Below are 15,884 nucleotides of genomic sequence, written 5' to 3' on the forward strand. Positions count from 1 at the left end.
AAGCCGTCGGGTCCGGCCGCGCGCCGGGCCCGACGGTCGGGCACGGCGTGCGCCCGCGCATCGCCGGAGGACCGCTCCCGACATTGGCTTTGTAAGCAAAAACAAACCGTATCAAGAGGAAACGCAGATGGTGAGATCAGCTCTGCTGCTTGGCGCAGCCACCCTTTCGCTCGTCTCCGCGCTGGGGGTCGCCCCGGCCTCGGCCCAGTCGAAGTTCGACGTGGTGCTTGGCGGCGACGCCTATTTCGAAGCCGGCTACATCGACCAGGACCGCGACGCCGGCCAGCGCTCCACCGAGTTCCGCAACCGCCTGCGCCTGCTGGTGACGCCCAAGGCCAAGGCCGACAACGGGCTGGAATACGGCGCCCGCCTGCGCCTGCTGGTGGAGAACGGCACCGGCAACGTCCGCACCACCACCAACGACCGCGCCTTCATCTTCGTCAACGGTGGGTTCGGCACCCTGCATCTGGGCGTGGAGAACGGCCCCAGCGACGACAGCGGCATCATCGCCCCGTCCGATTGGGGCACCGGCGGCGTCGACGGCTCCTTCCCCTCCTGGCTCGGCAACAGCGCCGCCAACGCCCCGGTCACCATCGGCAACATCCGCGCGCTGATCTCCGGCAACAGCGCCACCCGCGCCACCTACTGGACCCCGGAGATCGCCGGCTTCAAGCTCGGCGCCTCCTACCAGCCGGCATCCGACAGCAGCAACACCGACGTCAACCGGTCCAAGCTGGCGCTGCCGTCGGCCAACCGCGCCGGCGCCTATCGTGACGTCTACGAGGTCGGCGGCACCTACACCAACAACTTCGGCGGCGTGGCGGTCAACGCCAGCCTGTTCTACCTGGGCGGTAAGGCCAAGAACTCCAGCCTGACGGCGGCGCGCTTCGACGATCTGTCCTCCACCCATGCCGGCCTGACGGTGGCCTATGGCGGGCTGAAGGTCGGCGGCAGCTATGCCTGGTCGGGCGACAGCGGCTATGCCCGGTCCGGCACCGCCGGCATCGTCAGCCGCGAGAAGCAGGACGTGTGGACGGCCGGCGCGCAATACACCTTCGGACCGGCGACGCTCGGCGTCGGCTATCTGAACGCAAAGGACGCCGGCGACCTGACCGTGCGCGGCCGGACCAAGTTCGAGCTGATCACCGTCGGCGCCCGCTATGTCGTCGCGCCCGGCTTCAGCATCGGGCCGGAGTACAACCACTTCAAGCTCAGCTCCGACGTCGCCGCCAACAGCGACAAGGGCGACATGTTCCTGGTCCAGACGAACCTCGCCTTCTGATGTCGGGGCCTTCTGACCTCGGGGCCCGCTGACGTCCGGGCCTTCCTTCGGCTTCGCGCCGCCGCGGTGATTCTCTCCATCCCATTGCGGCGGCTGCGTCCCGGCGCGCTCTCCCTCGGGTGCGTCGGCCCCGGTGTCTTATGGACCGGGGTCACCTTGCGGCCGGGCGGCCTTCCGCTGCCCGGCCGTTCTTTCGACCGGACATATCCTTTTCAGCATCGCATCGGTCGAGAATCGTATTGGACAGTTATGGTTTTGGGTACTTAAAGTGGGCATTGCGAACAAATTTGACCGGGCCGCGATCACGATCTTTCAGCACCCCGTCCCGTCGCCCGCCCCCATCCGACAAGCACGGCAATAAACCCTCAGGGAGTGAAACAGATGTCCAGGAAATGGGTGATTTCCGCCGCCACCGCCGCCGCGGCGCTCTTCATCGGGCTTGGCGCGGTGCAGGCCGCCGACAAGAAGCTGGTGGTCGGCTTCTCGCAGATCGGGTCGGAGTCGGGCTGGCGCGCGGCGGAGACCAAGACGGCCAAGGCCGAGGCTGAAAAGCGCGGCATCGACCTGAAGATCTCCGACGCCCAGCAGAAGCAGGAGAACCAAATCAAGGCCGTGCGCTCCTTCGTCGCCCAGGGCGTGGACGCGATCTTCATCGCGCCCGTGGTGGCGACCGGCTGGGATTCGGTTTTGAAGGAGGCCAAGGAGGCGAAGATCCCGGTGGTGCTGCTCGACCGCCAGATCGAGACCAAGGACCCCAGCCTCTACATGACCGCCGTCACCTCCGACACCGTGCATGAGGGCCGGGTGGCCGGCGAATGGCTGGCCAAGCAGACCGGCGGCAAGTGTGCCGTGGTCGAGCTGCAGGGCACGGTCGGCTCCTCGCCCGCCATCAACCGCAAGAAGGGCTTCGACGAGGTCGTCGCCAAGAATCCGGGGATGAAGATCGTCCGCACCCAGTCCGGCGACTTCACCCGCGCCAAGGGCAAGGAGGTGATGGAGAGCTTCATCAAGGCCGAGAATGGCGGCAAGGGCATCTGCGCGGTCTACGCCCACAACGACGACATGGCCGTCGGCGCCATCCAGGCGATCAAGGAAGCCGGGCTGAAGCCGGGCAAGGACATCCTGGTCGTCTCCATCGACGGCGTGCCCGACATCTTCAAGGCGATGGCGGAGGGCGAGGCGAACGCCACGGTGGAGCTGACGCCGAACATGGCGGGTCCGGCCTATGACGCGCTGATCGCCTTCAAGAAGGACGGCAAGGCGCCGCCGAAGTGGATCCAGACGGAATCGGCCCTGTTCACGCCCGAGACCGCCAAGGCCGAGTATGAGCGCCGCAAGGACGCTTATTGATCGGAGGTTGGGGGCGCAGGAGGGGTCCCTCTCCCGTCCCGGGAGAGGGAAGGGCCCGCCGCGAAGCGGTGGGAAGGGTGAGGGGTGATCCAAGGAACCATGCGGTTCGGGATTCTTGCTCCACCCCTCACCCTCCCCACTTCGTGGGTCCCCTCCCTCTCCCGGGGCGGGAGAGGGCATCTTCGCCGTCCTGGTTGTTTTTCCGCGCATCCGCCGAGGTCCGTCATGACGGCGTCCACCGCTCCTCCCCCTCCGCGCCGCTGCTGGCGATCCGCGGGCTGTCGAAGGCGTTTCTCGGCGTGCAGGCGCTGGACGGCGTCGATTTCACCCTGCGCCATGGCGAGATCCATGCGCTGCTGGGCGAGAACGGCGCCGGCAAATCGACGCTCATCAAGACGCTGACCGGCGTCTACCAGCGTGACGGCGGCACCGTGGCGCTGGAGGGACGGGAGATCGCGCCCCGCGGGGTGGAGGAGGCGCAGCGCCTGCACATCGGCACCGTCTATCAGGAGGTGAACCTGCTGCCCAACCTGTCGGTGGCGGAGAACCTGTTCCTGGGGCGCCAGCCGATGCGCTGGGGGCTGGTCGACCGCGGCGCCATGCGGCGGCGGGCGCGGGCCATTCTGATGCCCTACGGCCTGACCATCGACGTGACGGCGCCGCTCGGGCGCTTTTCGGTGGCGACGCAGCAGATTGTCGCCATCGCCCGCGCGGTGGACATGTCGGCCAAGGTGCTGATCCTCGACGAGCCGACCGCCAGCCTGGACGCGCAGGAGGTGGCGGTGCTGTTCAAGGTGATGCGCACCCTGCGGTCGCGCGGGATCGGCATCGTCTTCGTCACCCATTTCCTCGATCAGGTCTATGAGGTCTGCGACAGCATCACCGTGCTGCGCAACGGCCGGCTGGTGGGGGAGCGGCGGACGGCCGACCTGCCGCGCCTCGACCTCGTCGCCATGATGCTGGGGCGGGAGCTGGAGGCGGCGGCGCACCGCATCGACCTCGGCCCGGAGGAGATCGACACCCGCCCGCCGCTGGCCCGCTTCAAGGGATTCGGCAAGGCGCGCAGCGTCGAGCCCTTCGACCTCGACATCCGCCCCGGCGAGGTGGTGGCGCTGGCGGGCCTGCTGGGATCGGGACGGACGGAGACGGTGCGGCTGGTCTTCGGCATGGACCGCGCCGACCAGGGCGAGGCGACGGTGGACGGGCAGACCGTGCGGCTGAAGGGGCCGCGCGACGCCGTGCGGCTCGGCTTCGGCTTCTGTCCGGAGGACCGCAAGAAGGAGGGCATCGTCGGCGAGCTGTCGGTGCGCGAGAACATCATCCTGGCGCTCCAGGCGCGGCAGGGCTGGCTGAAGCCGATCCCGCGCCGCCGGCAGGAGGAGATCGCCGACCGCTTCATCCGCCTGCTCGACATCCGCACGCCGGACGCCGAGCGCCCGATCCAGCTGCTGTCCGGCGGCAACCAGCAGAAGGCGCTGCTGGCGCGCTGGCTGGCGACAGAGCCGCGGCTGCTGATCCTGGACGAGCCGACGCGCGGCATCGACGTCGGCGCCCATGCCGAGATCATCCGCCTGATCGAGCGGCTGTGCGCCGACGGCATGGCGCTGCTGGTGGTGTCGTCGGAGCTGGAGGAGATCGTCGCCTACAGCCGCCGCGTCGTCGTGCTGCGCGACCGCCGCCATGTGGCGGAACTGAGGGGAGGAGGTCAGCGTGGAGCGCATCGTCGCCGCCATCGCGTCGGAGACGCCGAATGCCATCGCGTCGGAATCTAGAATCGGCGAGGTGCGGCAATGACGCTGTCCGCTCCCGGTCCGTCGCGCAACCTGCCGCAATATGGCGCGCTGATCGCCGTCCTGCTGGCCAACTGGCTGCTGTTTCCCGATTTCTTCGCGATCCGCCTGCAGGACGGCCGGCTGTTCGGCAGCCTGATCGACGTGCTGAACCGCGGCGCCCCGGTGGCGCTGCTCGCCATCGGCATGACGATGGTCATCGCCACCCGCGGCGTCGACCTGTCGGTGGGCGCCGTCATGGCGATTTCCGGTGCGGTCGCCGCCACCATGACCGGGGCGGGGTGGGGACTGCCGGCGGTGCTGGCGGCGTCGCTGGCCGCCGGCCTGCTGTGCGGGCTGTGGAACGGGCTGCTGGTGGCGGTTCTGCGCATCCAGCCGATCATCGCCACCCTGATCCTGATGGTCGCCGGCCGCGGCATCGCCCAGCTGGTGACGGAGGGGCAGATCGTCACCTTCACCAGCCCGTCCCTGGCCTTCATCGGCAGCGGATCCTTCCTGACCGTGCCGATGCCGGTGGTGCTGACCATCGTGGCGCTGGCGGTGACGGCCCTGCTGGTGCGGGCGACCGCGCTGGGGCTGATGATCGAGGCGGTCGGCGTCAACCGGCTGTCCAGCGCCGGGGCCGGCGTCAACACGCCGGTGGTGCTGGTCGCCGTCTATGTCTGGTGCGGGCTGTGCGCAGCGGTGGCCGGGCTGATCGTCACCGCCGACATCCGCGGCGCCGACGCCAACAATGCCGGGCTGTGGCTGGAGCTGGACGCCATCCTGGCGGTGGTGGTTGGCGGCACCTCGCTGCTGGGCGGGCGCTTCGGGCTGGTGCTGTCGGTGGTGGGGGCGCTGATCATCCAGGCGATGAACACCGGCATCCTGCTGAGCGGCTTCAAGCCGGAATTCAACCTGATCGTCAAGGCGGGCGTCTTGATGGTCGTCCTGCTGCTGCAATCGCCGACCTTGACCCTGTTCCTGCCGCGGCCCAAGGGGGCACGGCCGATCGGGGCGGTCAAGCCGCCGGTGGCGCCGACCAGCGGAGGGGCAAAGCCATGACCGGTGCACTCCAGCGCTTCCTTCCGCTGATCGTCACCACCGCCGTGCTGGTGGTCGGCTTCCTGATCTGCGCGGCGCAGTTCCCCAATTTCGCCTCCTGGCGGGTGGTGGGCAACCTTTTGACCGACAATGCCTTTCTCGGCATCACCGCGGTCGGCATGACCTTCGTCATCCTGTCCGGCGGGATCGACCTGTCGGTCGGCGCGGTGATCGGCTTCACCACCGTGCTGCTGGCCGTGCTGATCGAGCATGGCGGTTGGCACCCCATGCCTGCCTTCGCCGTGGCGCTGATCGCCGCCGGCGGCTTCGGGGCGGCGATGGGCGGGGTGATCCATGTCTTCCAGATGCCGCCCTTCATCGTCACGCTGGCCGGCATGTTCATCGCCCGCGGCCTGGGCTTCGTCCTGACCACCGATTCGATCCCGATCAACCACCCGCTCTACGGCGAGCTGAACGACATGGCGCTGCGCTTCGACTTCGGTCTGAAGCTGAGCCTGCCGGCACTGCTGATGCTGGGGGTGGTGGTCGCGGCCGTGGTGCTGGCGCACTGGACGCGCTTCGGCGCCAACCTCTATGCGCTGGGCGGCAACCGGCAGTCGGCGGAGCTGATGGGCGTGCCGGTGGGGCGGACGACGGTGGCGGTCTATGGGCTGTCGGGCCTGCTGGCCGGGCTGGCGGGGATCGTCTTCTCGCTCTACACCGGCGCCGGCTATTCGCTGGCGGCGACGGGGGTGGAGCTGGACACCATCACCGCGGTGGTGATCGGCGGGACGCAGCTGACCGGCGGCTACGGCTATGTCGTCGGCACCTTCGTCGGCGTGCTGATCCAGGGGCTGATCCAGACCTACATCACCTTCGACGGCACGCTCAGCAGCTGGTGGACCAAGATCGCCATCGGTGTTCTGCTGTTCGTCTTCATCCTGTTGCAGAAGGGGCTGCTGACGGTCTGGGCCGGCCGCGGCGGCGAACCGGCGGAGGCGTGATGCCCATCGAGAGCTTCCTGTTCGACACCGTAGATGGCCGTCCGGTGGAGGGCTTCACCCTGTCCGCCGGCGGGCTGGAGGCGACGGTGATCGCCCATGGCGCCCGGCTGGTGCGGATGATGGTGCCCGGCCGCGACGGAGTGCAGGCCGACGTGGTGCTGGGCTTCGACCGGGTGGCCGACTATCTGGCGAGCGACGCCTATTTCGGTGCCACCTGCGGCCGCTACGGCAACCGCATCGGCGGGGCGGCCTTTACGCTGGACGGCGTGCGCCATGAACTGGCCGTCAACGAGCCGCCGAACCAGCTGCATGGCGGGCCGGACGGCTTCGACCGGCGGATCTGGGACGCCGAGGTGGAGGAGGCGGACAATGCCGTCACCTTCACGCTGGTGTCGCCCGACGGCGACCAGGGCTATCCCGGCACGCTGACGGCGACCGCGCGCTACCGGCTGACCGACGACGGGGTGCTGGACATCACCATGACGGCGGCGACCGACCGGCCGACCATCGTCAACCTCGTCCATCACAGCTATTGGAACCTTGGGGGGCATGCGTCGGGCGACCTGCGCGACCACCGGCTGACGGTGCGCGGCGGCTTCACCACGCCGGTCGGCGCCGACCTGATCCCGACGGGAGAGGTGCGGCCGGTGGACGGCACCCCCTTCGACCTGCGCGGCGGGCTGGGGCTGGGCGAGGCGCTGGACGCGGTCGGCGGCTTCGGCTTCGACCACAATTGGTGCCTGGAGGGGCCGGCGGGGGAGCTGCGCCCGGTGGCGGTGCTGGAGCATCCGGCATCGGGCCGGCGGATGGAGCTGGCGACCGACCAGCCGGGGCTGCAGGTCTATACCGGCGGGTACCTAAGCGAGAAGGTCGTGGGGAAGGGCGGGCGGCCTTATTGCCGCTTCGCCGGGCTGGCGCTGGAGAGCCAGCGATTTCCCGGCAGCCCCAACATCGGCCATTTCCCCTCGGCGCGGCTGGACCCCGGCCAGCGTTATGAGCACCGTATGCAGCTGCGCTTCCGGACGGGCTGAGCGGCGGCGGGGAACCGTCCGCCGGGCTCGCGGGTTCATCGAAGGCACGGCAGCGGGACCGCTGCCGCACCTACGATGGAAGGGAAGATCGACATGGCTGCAACGCCGGGTGCCGCCAGCCCAGAGTCCGGCTGTCCAGCTGCAGGCCGGCCGGACTCCGAGGCCGGCGCGATCCTGGTCCCCGGACGGACCTGCTGGCGCGTGGCAAAGGCGGACCGGATGGCGGTCATCATCGACGCCGCCGCCTATTTCGCCCGGATCAAGGAGGCCATCCTCAACGCCCGCCACACGGTGATGCTGATCGGCTGGGATTTCGACACCCGGATCAAGCTGGAACCCGACGATCCGATGCCGGACGTGCCGAACGAGTTGGGCGATTTCCTGTCCTGGATCGTCCGGGTGCGGCCGGAGCTGACCATCAATGTGCTGAAATGGGATCTGGCGGTCCTGAAGATGCCGTTCCGCGGCCGGACCCCGCTGGTCCTGCTCGACTGGCTGAGCAGCCGGCGCCTGCGCTTCCGCCTGGACTCCGCCCATCCGCCCGGCGCCTGCCACCACCAGAAGATCGCCATCATCGACGACGCGCTGGCCTTCTGCGGCGGCATCGACATGACGACCGACCGCTGGGACACCCCCGAGCACCGCGACGACGATCCCCGCCGCGTGCGGCCCGGCGGCGAGCCCTACGGCCCCTTCCACGACGTAACCACAGCCGTCGATGGTGAGGCGGCGCGGGCGCTGGGCGAGCTGGCGCGGGAGCGCTGGCGCCGGGCCACCGGCGACGTGCTGCTGCCGCCGCCGCCGACCGAAGCCCATTGGCCGGAGGATCTGGAGCCCGACTTCCGCGACATCCCCGTCGCCATCGCCCGCACCGACCCGATGGCCGATACCGTAAGGGCCGAAGAGGGGAGCAAGCCCGGCGTGCGCGAGATTGAGGCGCTGTATCTGGCCGCCATCGCCGCGGCCCGGCGGTTCATCTATCTGGAAAGCCAGTATTTCGCCTCGCAACGGATCGTCGCCGCCATCGCCGCCTGTCTGTCGGAGCCGGACGGGCCGGAGGTGGTGGTCGTCAACCCGGAACGCACCCCCGGCTGGGTGGAGGAGGAGGCGATGGGCAGCGCCCGCTCGTTGCTGGTCCAACGCGTGCGCGAGGCCGATCCGAACGGACGCTTCCGCATCCTGGCCCCGGTGACCGAGGGCGGGCAGGGCATCTATGTCCATGCCAAGGTGCTGGTGGTGGACGACCGGTTCCTGCGGGTGGGGTCGTCCAACATCAACAACCGGTCCCAGGGGCTGGACACCGAATGCGACCTCGCCATCGAATGCCCGCCCGGCGGGCAGGAGGAGTCGGAGAATTGCCGCGCCATCCGCTCCGTCCGAACGCGGCTGATGGCGGAGCATCTGGGCGTGGCGGTGGAGGAGGTGGAGCGGACGGAGGAGGAGACCGGGTCGCTGGTCGCCACCGTGGACCGGCTGATGCGCCCGTCCGGCCGGTCGCTCCGCCCGCTGGAGCCGGAACCGCTGTCGGAGGCGGAGGTGGCGCTGGTCGACGAACGGCTGCTCGATCCCGACCGGCCGGAGCCGATGGCGAAGATCATCCTTCGCGGCGCGACGGTGTTCGGGGACGTGAACCGCACCACGCTGCGCATCGCCGCCGGGGTCGCCGCGGGTGCCGCGATCGGGCTCGGCCTTGCCGTGTGGGCCGGCCGGAAGGGGCTTGGGAAAAATTTTCGCGGAGAGTGAATTCTGTGCTTGCGGGCCGCGGGCCATCCCGCTACATAGGCGCTCCCCGCGGCGCCCAACGCGGTGCGGGGAAAGCGCTTGTGGCGGAACTGGTAGACGCGCTAGGTTCAGGTCCTAGTGGCTGAAAGGCCGTGGGGGTTCGACTCCCTCCAAGCGCACCAACACTCTAAGTGTTGGTGAAGGGTAGCAGAAGTATAGTGGGGCCATAGCTCAGCTGGGAGAGCGCTACAATGGCATTGTAGAGGTCAGGAGTTCGATCCTCCTTGGCTCCACCACTTCTGAAGGTTTGGGTAGAGTTTAGGTCTTGTCTATCGGGGTGATGTCTTGTAAAAGGCGCCGCTCCTCAGCGCGGGTGTAGCTCAGTTGGTTAGAGCGCCGGCCTGTCACGCCGGAGGCCGCGGGTTCAAGTCCCGTCACTCGCGCCACTTTGCGGGCGTAGCTCAGGGGTAGAGCACAACCTTGCCAAGGTTGGGGTCGAGGGTTCGAATCCCTTCGCCCGCTCCATTACTGGAGCGACAGTTTACAGGGTTCCCGTGGTCTCGTAGCTCAGCGGGAGAGCACTACGTTGACATCGTAGGGGTCACTGGTTCAATCCCAGTCGGGACCACCATTCTGAAGGCCGCCAACCGGAACGGGTTGGCGGCCTTCGCCATTTTAGCCCCACATCTCGACCGGTATGGCGTAAGCAACCGGAAGGAGAGAAAGCAGCGGCCAACTCATCTTTTCACGTGGGCCGAAATTCGGAAACGCGGTACACAAGTCGAAGCGTTGAGCCGATTGGAGCCGGGCTGTTAAGTTGGGAGATCTGTGTTGGCTGCGAAGAAGATGCGGTCCAAGCGTGCCATTCTGGTTTTCGAGGGTGGTGGGGCGAAGGGGCTGGTGCATGTCGGTGCCTTGCATGCCATCGAAGAGTTGGAACCGCACATACTGGGCGTGGCGGGCACGTCGGCCGGCGCCATACTGGCGGCGCTCGTTGCCGCCGGCTATCGTGCGGAGGAGCTGTTCGCGCTGGATGGCTCCCATACGATCCTGCAGGATCTGCACCTCGGCCGCGCCACCGAACTTTTCGGCGACGCCTGGAGCATAATCCGCGGATTCCGCTGGTGCCTGGACCATTGGAAACTGCTGCTCGCCGGGCTGGGGAGCTTTTTCATCCTGCTGTCGGCCTGGGTGGGGTGGCATTTGGATCGGGAGACCTGGGGCGTTACACCGGCGTTCGGCGTACCGCTGTTCATGCTGGCGGTGATGGCGGTCGCGGTCCTCGCTTTTCGTTGGTTATGCGCCGGGTTGTGCTCGACGGACACCTTCACCATTAACATGAATCGTGCGCTGCGCCGGAAGATCGGCAGCGTCGGGTCTGAAGGCCGGGTCTGTTTCAAGGATCTGCCCCGACCGCTGAAGATCGTCGCCACCAACCTGGAGAGCGGCGAACTGACGCTGTTTTCGCAGGAGCACACGCCGCAGGTGGCGGTCGCCGATGCGGTTGCCGCGTCCATCGCCATTCCGGTCATCTTCAGTCCCAAGATCATTGCCGGCGTCTCCTATTACGATGGCGGGCTGGTCAGCAACCTGCCGGCCTGGACGTTCGACGAGGAGCGCGCCCTCGATCCCGACGCCCATACCATCGCTATCGAAATCGTCGAGAACGAGCGCCGGAAGACTGGCGGTCCGATGGCCTTTCTGAAGCCGTTCCAAAACCTTGCCGCGGCGACGCGGGCCGCCCTCTTCGGAGCAGCCGTTCTGAACAAGAGGGCGGCGGCCGGCCTGTATGCCCTGCCGATAAGGACCGTCGTCAGGGTCCTGGATTTCGATCTTGAGGCGGATCAGGCGGCCACGGTGGTTGGCGCGGCTTATCAATGGACTTTGGCCAATGTCATCTATGAATTGGATACTCGCCCCCGTCTGCTGCGTCGGGCATGCCGCGACCTGCATGAGATTGTCGTCGATCTGCTCAAAGCGGGTGGTCATGGCGGCAATGCGGGCGAGGTTCGGGTGTGTCTTGCCATGGCCGAACCCGGCACCCACCGCAGCCTTCGCTATCTTCATGGCCATAACCGTTCCAACCATTCCGACGAGACCTTGACCGTTCCAATCGACGGCTCGCTGGCGGGATATGTCTTTGGCACCGGGAAGCCGACCTTCGATGCCACGCCTTTCACCTATCGCCTGGACGGAGACGCTAATCGTCGCCTCCGCCGTCTGCTGTGGAGCAACATGACGTGGCAGCTTGCCATCCCTGTATATCTGTCAGGAGGCAATGGGCGGGCGCAGCCTGCCATGGTGCTGCTTCTGGACGGGAACGGCGATGCGTCCTACGTTAGAGGCGTGCTGAACGACGATTTCGCCAGTTTCGCCTCCAGCATGCTGTCGCAGGTTATCGGTTTGGCCGACAGCGGGAGACCCCATGGAGAGAGACAATGAAGTTTTCCAAAGCCATACGGAACAAAACCTTCGCTAAGGTCGATCCGCTGGAGCAGAAGCTGCGCATCGAATCGGACAATGCGCGGGCCAAGACGGGCGCCGCGGCAAGGCTCGCAAGACTGAAGCTTCACGGCGGGCTCGCTGCCGACTTGCCGGAAAACGGGGGCGTCAATCTGGGGAAGATCCAATATACGGGCGGCGCGTCGGAGCTTACGGGGGTAGTCCTGAAACATGTTTCGGGCGACGTGATGAAACAGCTCTTTCAGAGCAAATTGAAAAACACCATCAACGAGGCCAAGCAGATCGGCCAGAAACGGCGCGAACAGCTTTCCTCGATCACCGATTCCCAGATGGTCACCCTCAAGCTGCGGTGACGTCCGGATCGTGCCTTGGCGTAGGGGGCCGGACAGTCGCGGAATCCGGCGTCCTCCCGTCGGCTTCCCTCACAGCATCGCCAGTGGCTGCTTTCGCTTGGGCGGCGGGAAGGCCTTGTCGATCTCCGCGATATCTTCCCCGGTCAGGGTCAGCTTCACGGCCTCGGCGTTTTCGATGGCGTGCGCCGTCGTTCCCGCCTTGGGAATGGCGATCACGCCCTGCTGGCGCAAGGCCCAGGCAATCGCCACCTGCGCCGGGGTGGCGTTGTGGCGCTTCGCCACCGCCAGCAATGCCGGGGAGCGCAGCAGGCGGCCGCCCTGGCCGATGGGGGAGTAGGCCATCACCGGCATGCGGGCGGTGTGCTGGAACGGCAGCAGGTCGTACTCGATGCCGCGGTGTTCGGGGTTGTAGAGCACCTGATTGGCGGCGCAGCCCTGCAGGTCGGCGACCTCCCCCAACTCCTCCAGGTCGTCCACGTCGAAGTTGGAGACGCCCCAGCGGGCGATCTTGCCGGACTGGCGCAGCAGCTCGAAGGCCTCCACCGTCTCCTCCAGCGGCACGCCGCCGCGCCAATGCAGCAGATAGAGGTCGATGCGGTCGATCCCCAGCCGCTTGAGGCTGCGCTCGCAGGCCTTCACCGTGCCGATGCGCGACGCGTTGCTGGGCAGAACCTTGGTGACGATGAACAACCCGTCGCGCCGGCCGGCGACGGCCTCGCCCACCAGCTCTTCCGAGGCGCCGTCGCCATACATCTCGGCGGTGTCGATCAGGGTCATGCCGCGGTCGATGCCGGCCCGGATGGCGGCGATCTCGGCGGCACGGTCGCCGCGCCCTTCCGCCATCATCCAGGTGCCCTGGCCGAGAGCCGGAACGTCGGTGCCGTCCGGCAGGGTCACGCGCTTCATCTCCGATCCCTCGTCCGTCATCCCGAAAGACAACAAGCTGGCCCCGCGGGGCCAGCTTGTCCAATGCCTATTCGGTGGGATTCCGGAAGACGGAAGCGGGTCACGCCGCCTTCTTCCGCGCGCCGGCGTGGCCGCCTTCCAGGAAGTTCAGCAGCTCCTCCCGATACTCGTAATAGCGCGGGTGCTCCAGCAGGGCCTGACGGGTGCGGGGATGGGGGATGTCGACGGTCAGGACATGGCCGATCTTCGCATTCGGGCCGTTGGTCATCATCACCACCCGGTCGGCCAGCAGCAGCGCCTCGTCCACGTCGTGGGTGACGCAGACCGCCGTGACCTTGGTGCGCGCCCACACCTCCATCAGCACCTCCTGCAGCTCCCAGCGGGTCAGGCTGTCCAGCATGCCGAAGGGCTCGTCCAGCAGCAGGAGCTTGGGCGACAGGGCGAAGGCGCGGGCGATGCCGACGCGCTGCTTCATGCCGTTGGACAGCTCCGACGCCTTCCGGTCCATGCTGTCGCCCAAGCCCACGCGGGCTAGGTAATAGCGGGCGATGTCGGTGCGCTCTCCCTTGCTCGCGTGGGGATAGACGCGGTCGACGCCCAGCATGACGTTCTCGAAAGCCGTCAGCCAGGGGAACAGGCTGGGGGCCTGGAACACCACGGCGCGGTCTGGGCCGGCGCCGTCCACCTCCTTGCCGTCCAGGATGATGCCGCCGCTGGTGATGTCGGCGAGGCCCGCCACCATCGACAGCACGGTGGACTTGCCGCAGCCGGAATGGCCGATCAGCGACACGAACTCCCCCTTGCGCATTTTCAGGTCGAAGCCGTCCACCACGGTCAGCGGCCCCTTCGGCGTGGCGAAGGTCTTGGTCAGGCGGGTGAATTCCAGATAGCGGTCCTCCATCCCGCGCCCGCCCATCGCCTCGATGTAGGCCTTGGGAGGCGGGGCGGCGGTGATCGGCTTCACGTCGGGCAGGACAAGCTCGTCATCGCCGCCGGTGCCGCGGGCGACACCGACCTCCATCAGGTAGGCGGTGACCTCGGCGCGCAGGCGCTTGAAGTCCTCGTCATGGTTGACGGCGGTGCGGTCGCGCGGGCGCGGCAGATCGACGGTGAAGGCGGGGCCCAGCGTGGCGTTGGGGCCTGGGGTCAGCGGGATGATGCGGTCGGCCAGCAGGATCGCCTCGTCCACATCGTTGGTGATGAGGATGACGGTCTTGCGGTCCTTGCGCCAGATCGCCTCGATCTCGTCCTGCAGCTTGGCGCGGGTCAGGGCGTCGAGCGCCGACAGCGGCTCGTCCAGCAGCAGCATCTCCGGGCTCATGGCGAGCGCGCGGGCGAAGCCGACGCGCTGGCGCATGCCGCCCGACAGCTCCTTCGGCCGGCGGTCGGTGGCGTGGCCCAGGCCCACCGTCTCCACCGCCCGGCGGGTCAGCACGCCGCGTTCGGTGCCGCCCTTGTCCTTGTGGACGGCGTCCACCGCCAGCGCGACATTCTCCTTCACGCTGAGCCAGGGCATCAGCGAATAGGACTGGAAGACCAGCCCGCGCTCCGGGCCGGGTCCGGTGACCGGCTTGCCGCGGTAGAGCACCTCGCCGGCGTCCGGCATCGCCAGCCCGGCGATCAGGTTGATGAGCGTCGACTTGCCGGAGCCGGAGAAGCCGACGATGGCGACGAACTCGCCCTCTTCGATCGACAGGTCGATGTCGCGCAGCACTGTGGTGCCGCCATAGGACTTGGATACGCCCTTCAGGTCCAGGATCGCCATGGTCGTCGTCTCCGTCTCGGAAGGGCTTAGCGGGCGGGGCTGTGGCTGACGGCGGACTGCAGCGCCAGCATCACGCGGTCGAGCAGGAAGCCGATCAGGCCGATGGTGAAGACCGCCACCATGATCTTGGCGAGCGAGCTGGAGGAGCCGTTCTGGAACTCGTCCCAGACGAATTTGCCGAGGCCGGGGTTCTGGGCCAGCATCTCCGCCGCGATCAGCACCATCCAGCCCACGCCCAGCGACAGCCGCAGGCCGGTGAAGATGTAGGGCAGGGCCGACGGCAGCACGAGGCGGCGCACCATGGTGAAGCCAGAGAGCTGGAGCACCTTGCCGACATTCATCAGGTCGCGGTCGATGGAGGACACGCCGACCGCCGTGTTGATCAGCGTCGGCCACAGCGAGCACAGCGTGACGGTGATGGCGGAGGTGAGGAAGGACTTCTCGAACAGCGGGTCGCTGCCCGACACGGTGGCGCTGACCACCATGGTGACCAGCGGCAGCCAGGCCAGCGGCGACACCGGCTTGAAGATCTGGATCAGCGGGTTGATCGCGGCGTTGACGGTCGGCGACAGGCCGCTCGCCACCCCCAGCGGCACCGCCACCAGGGCGCCCAGCAGGAAGCCGGTGAAGACCGTCTTCAGGCTGGTGAAGATCTGGTCGATGTAGGTCGGCTTGCCGGCGTGGGGGCGGGTCTTCACCTCCGCCTTCGGGTCCTTCGCCAGGATCTCGGCATTGCGCTTGGCCTGCCGCTCGTAGAAGGCGGCTTCCTTGGCGCGTTCGGCCTTGTGGTCGGCATAGAGGTTCGTCGCCTGCTCCCACACCTGGGCCGGGCCGGGGATGGCGCCCAGGCTGGTCTGCACCTGCGGGGCGGCCCAGCCCCAGGCGGCGAGGAACAGCAGGATGGCGGTCAGCGGGATGCCCATCTGGCGCCACAGCTCCACGCCCTGCTGGCGCGGATTCTCGCCGGATGCCAGCCGCAGCAGCGGCGCCAGCCAGCCGAGGCCGATTGTGGTCAGGGCGGCGGCGACGCGGTTGAGGGCATGGGCGCGGCGGGCCTTGCGCTGCGCGCGGGCGAGGTCGGAGGCGGTGCTTTCGGTCAGGCTGGTCATGGCGGGGTGTCCTGAGCTGTCGGCGGGCGTGGGGCGATGCCTAGGTGTGGCCCCCTCCCCAACCCTCCCCGCCTTTGGCGGGAGAG

General features: G+C 67.8%; 11 protein-coding genes, 5 tRNA genes and 1 pseudogene. 14 read left to right on the forward strand and 3 right to left on the reverse strand.

All coding sequences use genetic code 11. The features are described 5' to 3' along the window. Positions 1 to 127: 127 nt before the first annotated feature. From AB8P05_RS30905 to AB8P05_RS30970, 14 genes and pseudogenes are all read left to right on the forward strand, one after another. Positions 128 to 1,282 carry a porin gene (locus AB8P05_RS30905; RefSeq protein WP_472761786.1) on the forward strand — a complete coding sequence of 385 codons (1,155 nt, stop codon included), beginning with the start codon at positions 128 to 130 and terminating at the stop codon, positions 1,280 to 1,282. 381 nt (positions 1,283 to 1,663) lie between these two features. Continuing rightward, positions 1,664 to 2,632, forward strand: a complete 969-nt coding sequence (gene ytfQ / locus AB8P05_RS30910; protein ID WP_472761787.1) for a galactofuranose ABC transporter, galactofuranose-binding protein YtfQ — start codon at positions 1,664 to 1,666, stop codon at positions 2,630 to 2,632. A 260-nt stretch (positions 2,633 to 2,892) separates the two neighbouring features. Continuing rightward, a pseudogene (gene ytfR, locus AB8P05_RS30915) lies at positions 2,893 to 4,426 on the forward strand (galactofuranose ABC transporter, ATP-binding protein YtfR). Next, on the forward strand, positions 4,423 to 5,466 hold the full coding sequence (locus AB8P05_RS30920) for an ABC transporter permease (protein WP_472761788.1): 1,044 nt from the start codon (positions 4,423 to 4,425) through the stop codon (positions 5,464 to 5,466). The pseudogene ytfR and the gene AB8P05_RS30920 overlap by 4 nt, the downstream one beginning before the upstream one ends. Then, complete coding sequence (yjfF, locus tag AB8P05_RS30925) at positions 5,463 to 6,449, forward strand: galactofuranose ABC transporter, permease protein YjfF (protein WP_472761789.1); 987 nt, start codon at positions 5,463 to 5,465, stop codon at positions 6,447 to 6,449. The genes AB8P05_RS30920 and yjfF overlap by 4 nt, the downstream gene beginning before the upstream one ends. Beyond that, positions 6,449 to 7,480, forward strand: coding sequence for an aldose epimerase family protein (locus tag AB8P05_RS30930; protein WP_472761790.1), 1,032 nt, complete (start codon positions 6,449 to 6,451; stop codon positions 7,478 to 7,480). Before yjfF ends, AB8P05_RS30930 begins: the two co-directional genes overlap by 1 nt. Positions 7,481 to 7,573: 93 nt before the next feature. After that, positions 7,574 to 9,223: a phospholipase D-like domain-containing protein gene (locus AB8P05_RS30935; protein WP_472761791.1), complete on the forward strand. Its 1,650-nt coding sequence runs from the start codon at positions 7,574 to 7,576 to the stop codon at positions 9,221 to 9,223. Positions 9,224 to 9,297: 74 nt separating this feature from the next. Next, a tRNA-Leu gene (locus AB8P05_RS30940) sits at positions 9,298 to 9,384 on the forward strand. A 38-nt stretch (positions 9,385 to 9,422) separates the two neighbouring features. Beyond that, positions 9,423 to 9,498 (forward strand) — tRNA-Ala (locus AB8P05_RS30945). Positions 9,499 to 9,571: 73 nt separating this feature from the next. After that, positions 9,572 to 9,648: transfer RNA gene (locus AB8P05_RS30950), tRNA-Asp, on the forward strand. 4 nt (positions 9,649 to 9,652) lie between these two features. Further along, positions 9,653 to 9,727 (forward strand) — tRNA-Gly (locus AB8P05_RS30955). Between the two features lie 31 nt (positions 9,728 to 9,758). After that, positions 9,759 to 9,833 (forward strand) — tRNA-Val (locus AB8P05_RS30960). Between the two features lie 200 nt (positions 9,834 to 10,033). Next, positions 10,034 to 11,644 (forward strand): patatin-like phospholipase family protein, encoded by a 1,611-nt coding sequence (locus AB8P05_RS30965; protein WP_472761792.1) that lies wholly within the window; start codon positions 10,034 to 10,036, stop codon positions 11,642 to 11,644. Next, positions 11,641 to 12,018 (forward strand): hypothetical protein, encoded by a 378-nt coding sequence (locus AB8P05_RS30970; RefSeq protein WP_472761793.1) that lies wholly within the window; start codon positions 11,641 to 11,643, stop codon positions 12,016 to 12,018. The genes AB8P05_RS30965 and AB8P05_RS30970 overlap by 4 nt, the downstream gene beginning before the upstream one ends. A 69-nt stretch (positions 12,019 to 12,087) precedes the next feature. Here the strand turns inward: AB8P05_RS30970 and AB8P05_RS30975 are convergent, their stop codons facing one another. From AB8P05_RS30975 to AB8P05_RS30985, 3 genes are all read right to left on the reverse strand, one after another. Further along, entirely contained in the window at positions 12,088 to 12,924 is an 837-nt protein-coding gene (locus AB8P05_RS30975; protein ID WP_472761794.1) for an aldo/keto reductase, read from the reverse strand. Between the two features lie 100 nt (positions 12,925 to 13,024). Then, positions 13,025 to 14,689, reverse strand: coding sequence for an ABC transporter ATP-binding protein (locus tag AB8P05_RS30980; protein WP_472761795.1), 1,665 nt, complete (start codon positions 14,687 to 14,689; stop codon positions 13,025 to 13,027). 26 nt (positions 14,690 to 14,715) lie between these two features. Beyond that, on the reverse strand, positions 14,716 to 15,798 hold the full coding sequence (locus AB8P05_RS30985; RefSeq protein ID WP_472761796.1) for an ABC transporter permease: 1,083 nt from the start codon (positions 15,796 to 15,798) through the stop codon (positions 14,716 to 14,718). Positions 15,799 to 15,884 lie beyond the last annotated feature (86 nt).

It is taken from the genome of Azospirillum sp. VT-I1, assembly GCF_055698305.1.

Bases quoted from the DNA above. Each gene is read 5' to 3' on its own strand.
- AB8P05_RS30905 (WP_472761786.1), top strand. From the start codon at position 128: ATGGTGAGATCAGCTCTGCTGCTTGGCGCAGCCACCCTTTCGCTCGTC.
- ytfQ (WP_472761787.1), top strand. From the start codon at position 1,664: ATGTCCAGGAAATGGGTGATTTCCGCCGCCACCGCCGCCGCGGCGCTC.
- AB8P05_RS30920 (WP_472761788.1), top strand. From the start codon at position 4,423: ATGACGCTGTCCGCTCCCGGTCCGTCGCGCAACCTGCCGCAATATGGC.
- yjfF (WP_472761789.1), top strand. From the start codon at position 5,463: ATGACCGGTGCACTCCAGCGCTTCCTTCCGCTGATCGTCACCACCGCC.
- AB8P05_RS30930 (WP_472761790.1), top strand. From the start codon at position 6,449: ATGCCCATCGAGAGCTTCCTGTTCGACACCGTAGATGGCCGTCCGGTG.
- AB8P05_RS30935 (WP_472761791.1), top strand. From the start codon at position 7,574: ATGGCTGCAACGCCGGGTGCCGCCAGCCCAGAGTCCGGCTGTCCAGCT.
- AB8P05_RS30970 (WP_472761793.1), top strand. From the start codon at position 11,641: ATGAAGTTTTCCAAAGCCATACGGAACAAAACCTTCGCTAAGGTCGAT.
- AB8P05_RS30975 (WP_472761794.1), bottom strand. From the start codon at position 12,924: ATGAAGCGCGTGACCCTGCCGGACGGCACCGACGTTCCGGCTCTCGGC.
- AB8P05_RS30980 (WP_472761795.1), bottom strand. From the start codon at position 14,689: ATGGCGATCCTGGACCTGAAGGGCGTATCCAAGTCCTATGGCGGCACC.
- AB8P05_RS30985 (WP_472761796.1), bottom strand. From the start codon at position 15,798: ATGACCAGCCTGACCGAAAGCACCGCCTCCGACCTCGCCCGCGCGCAG.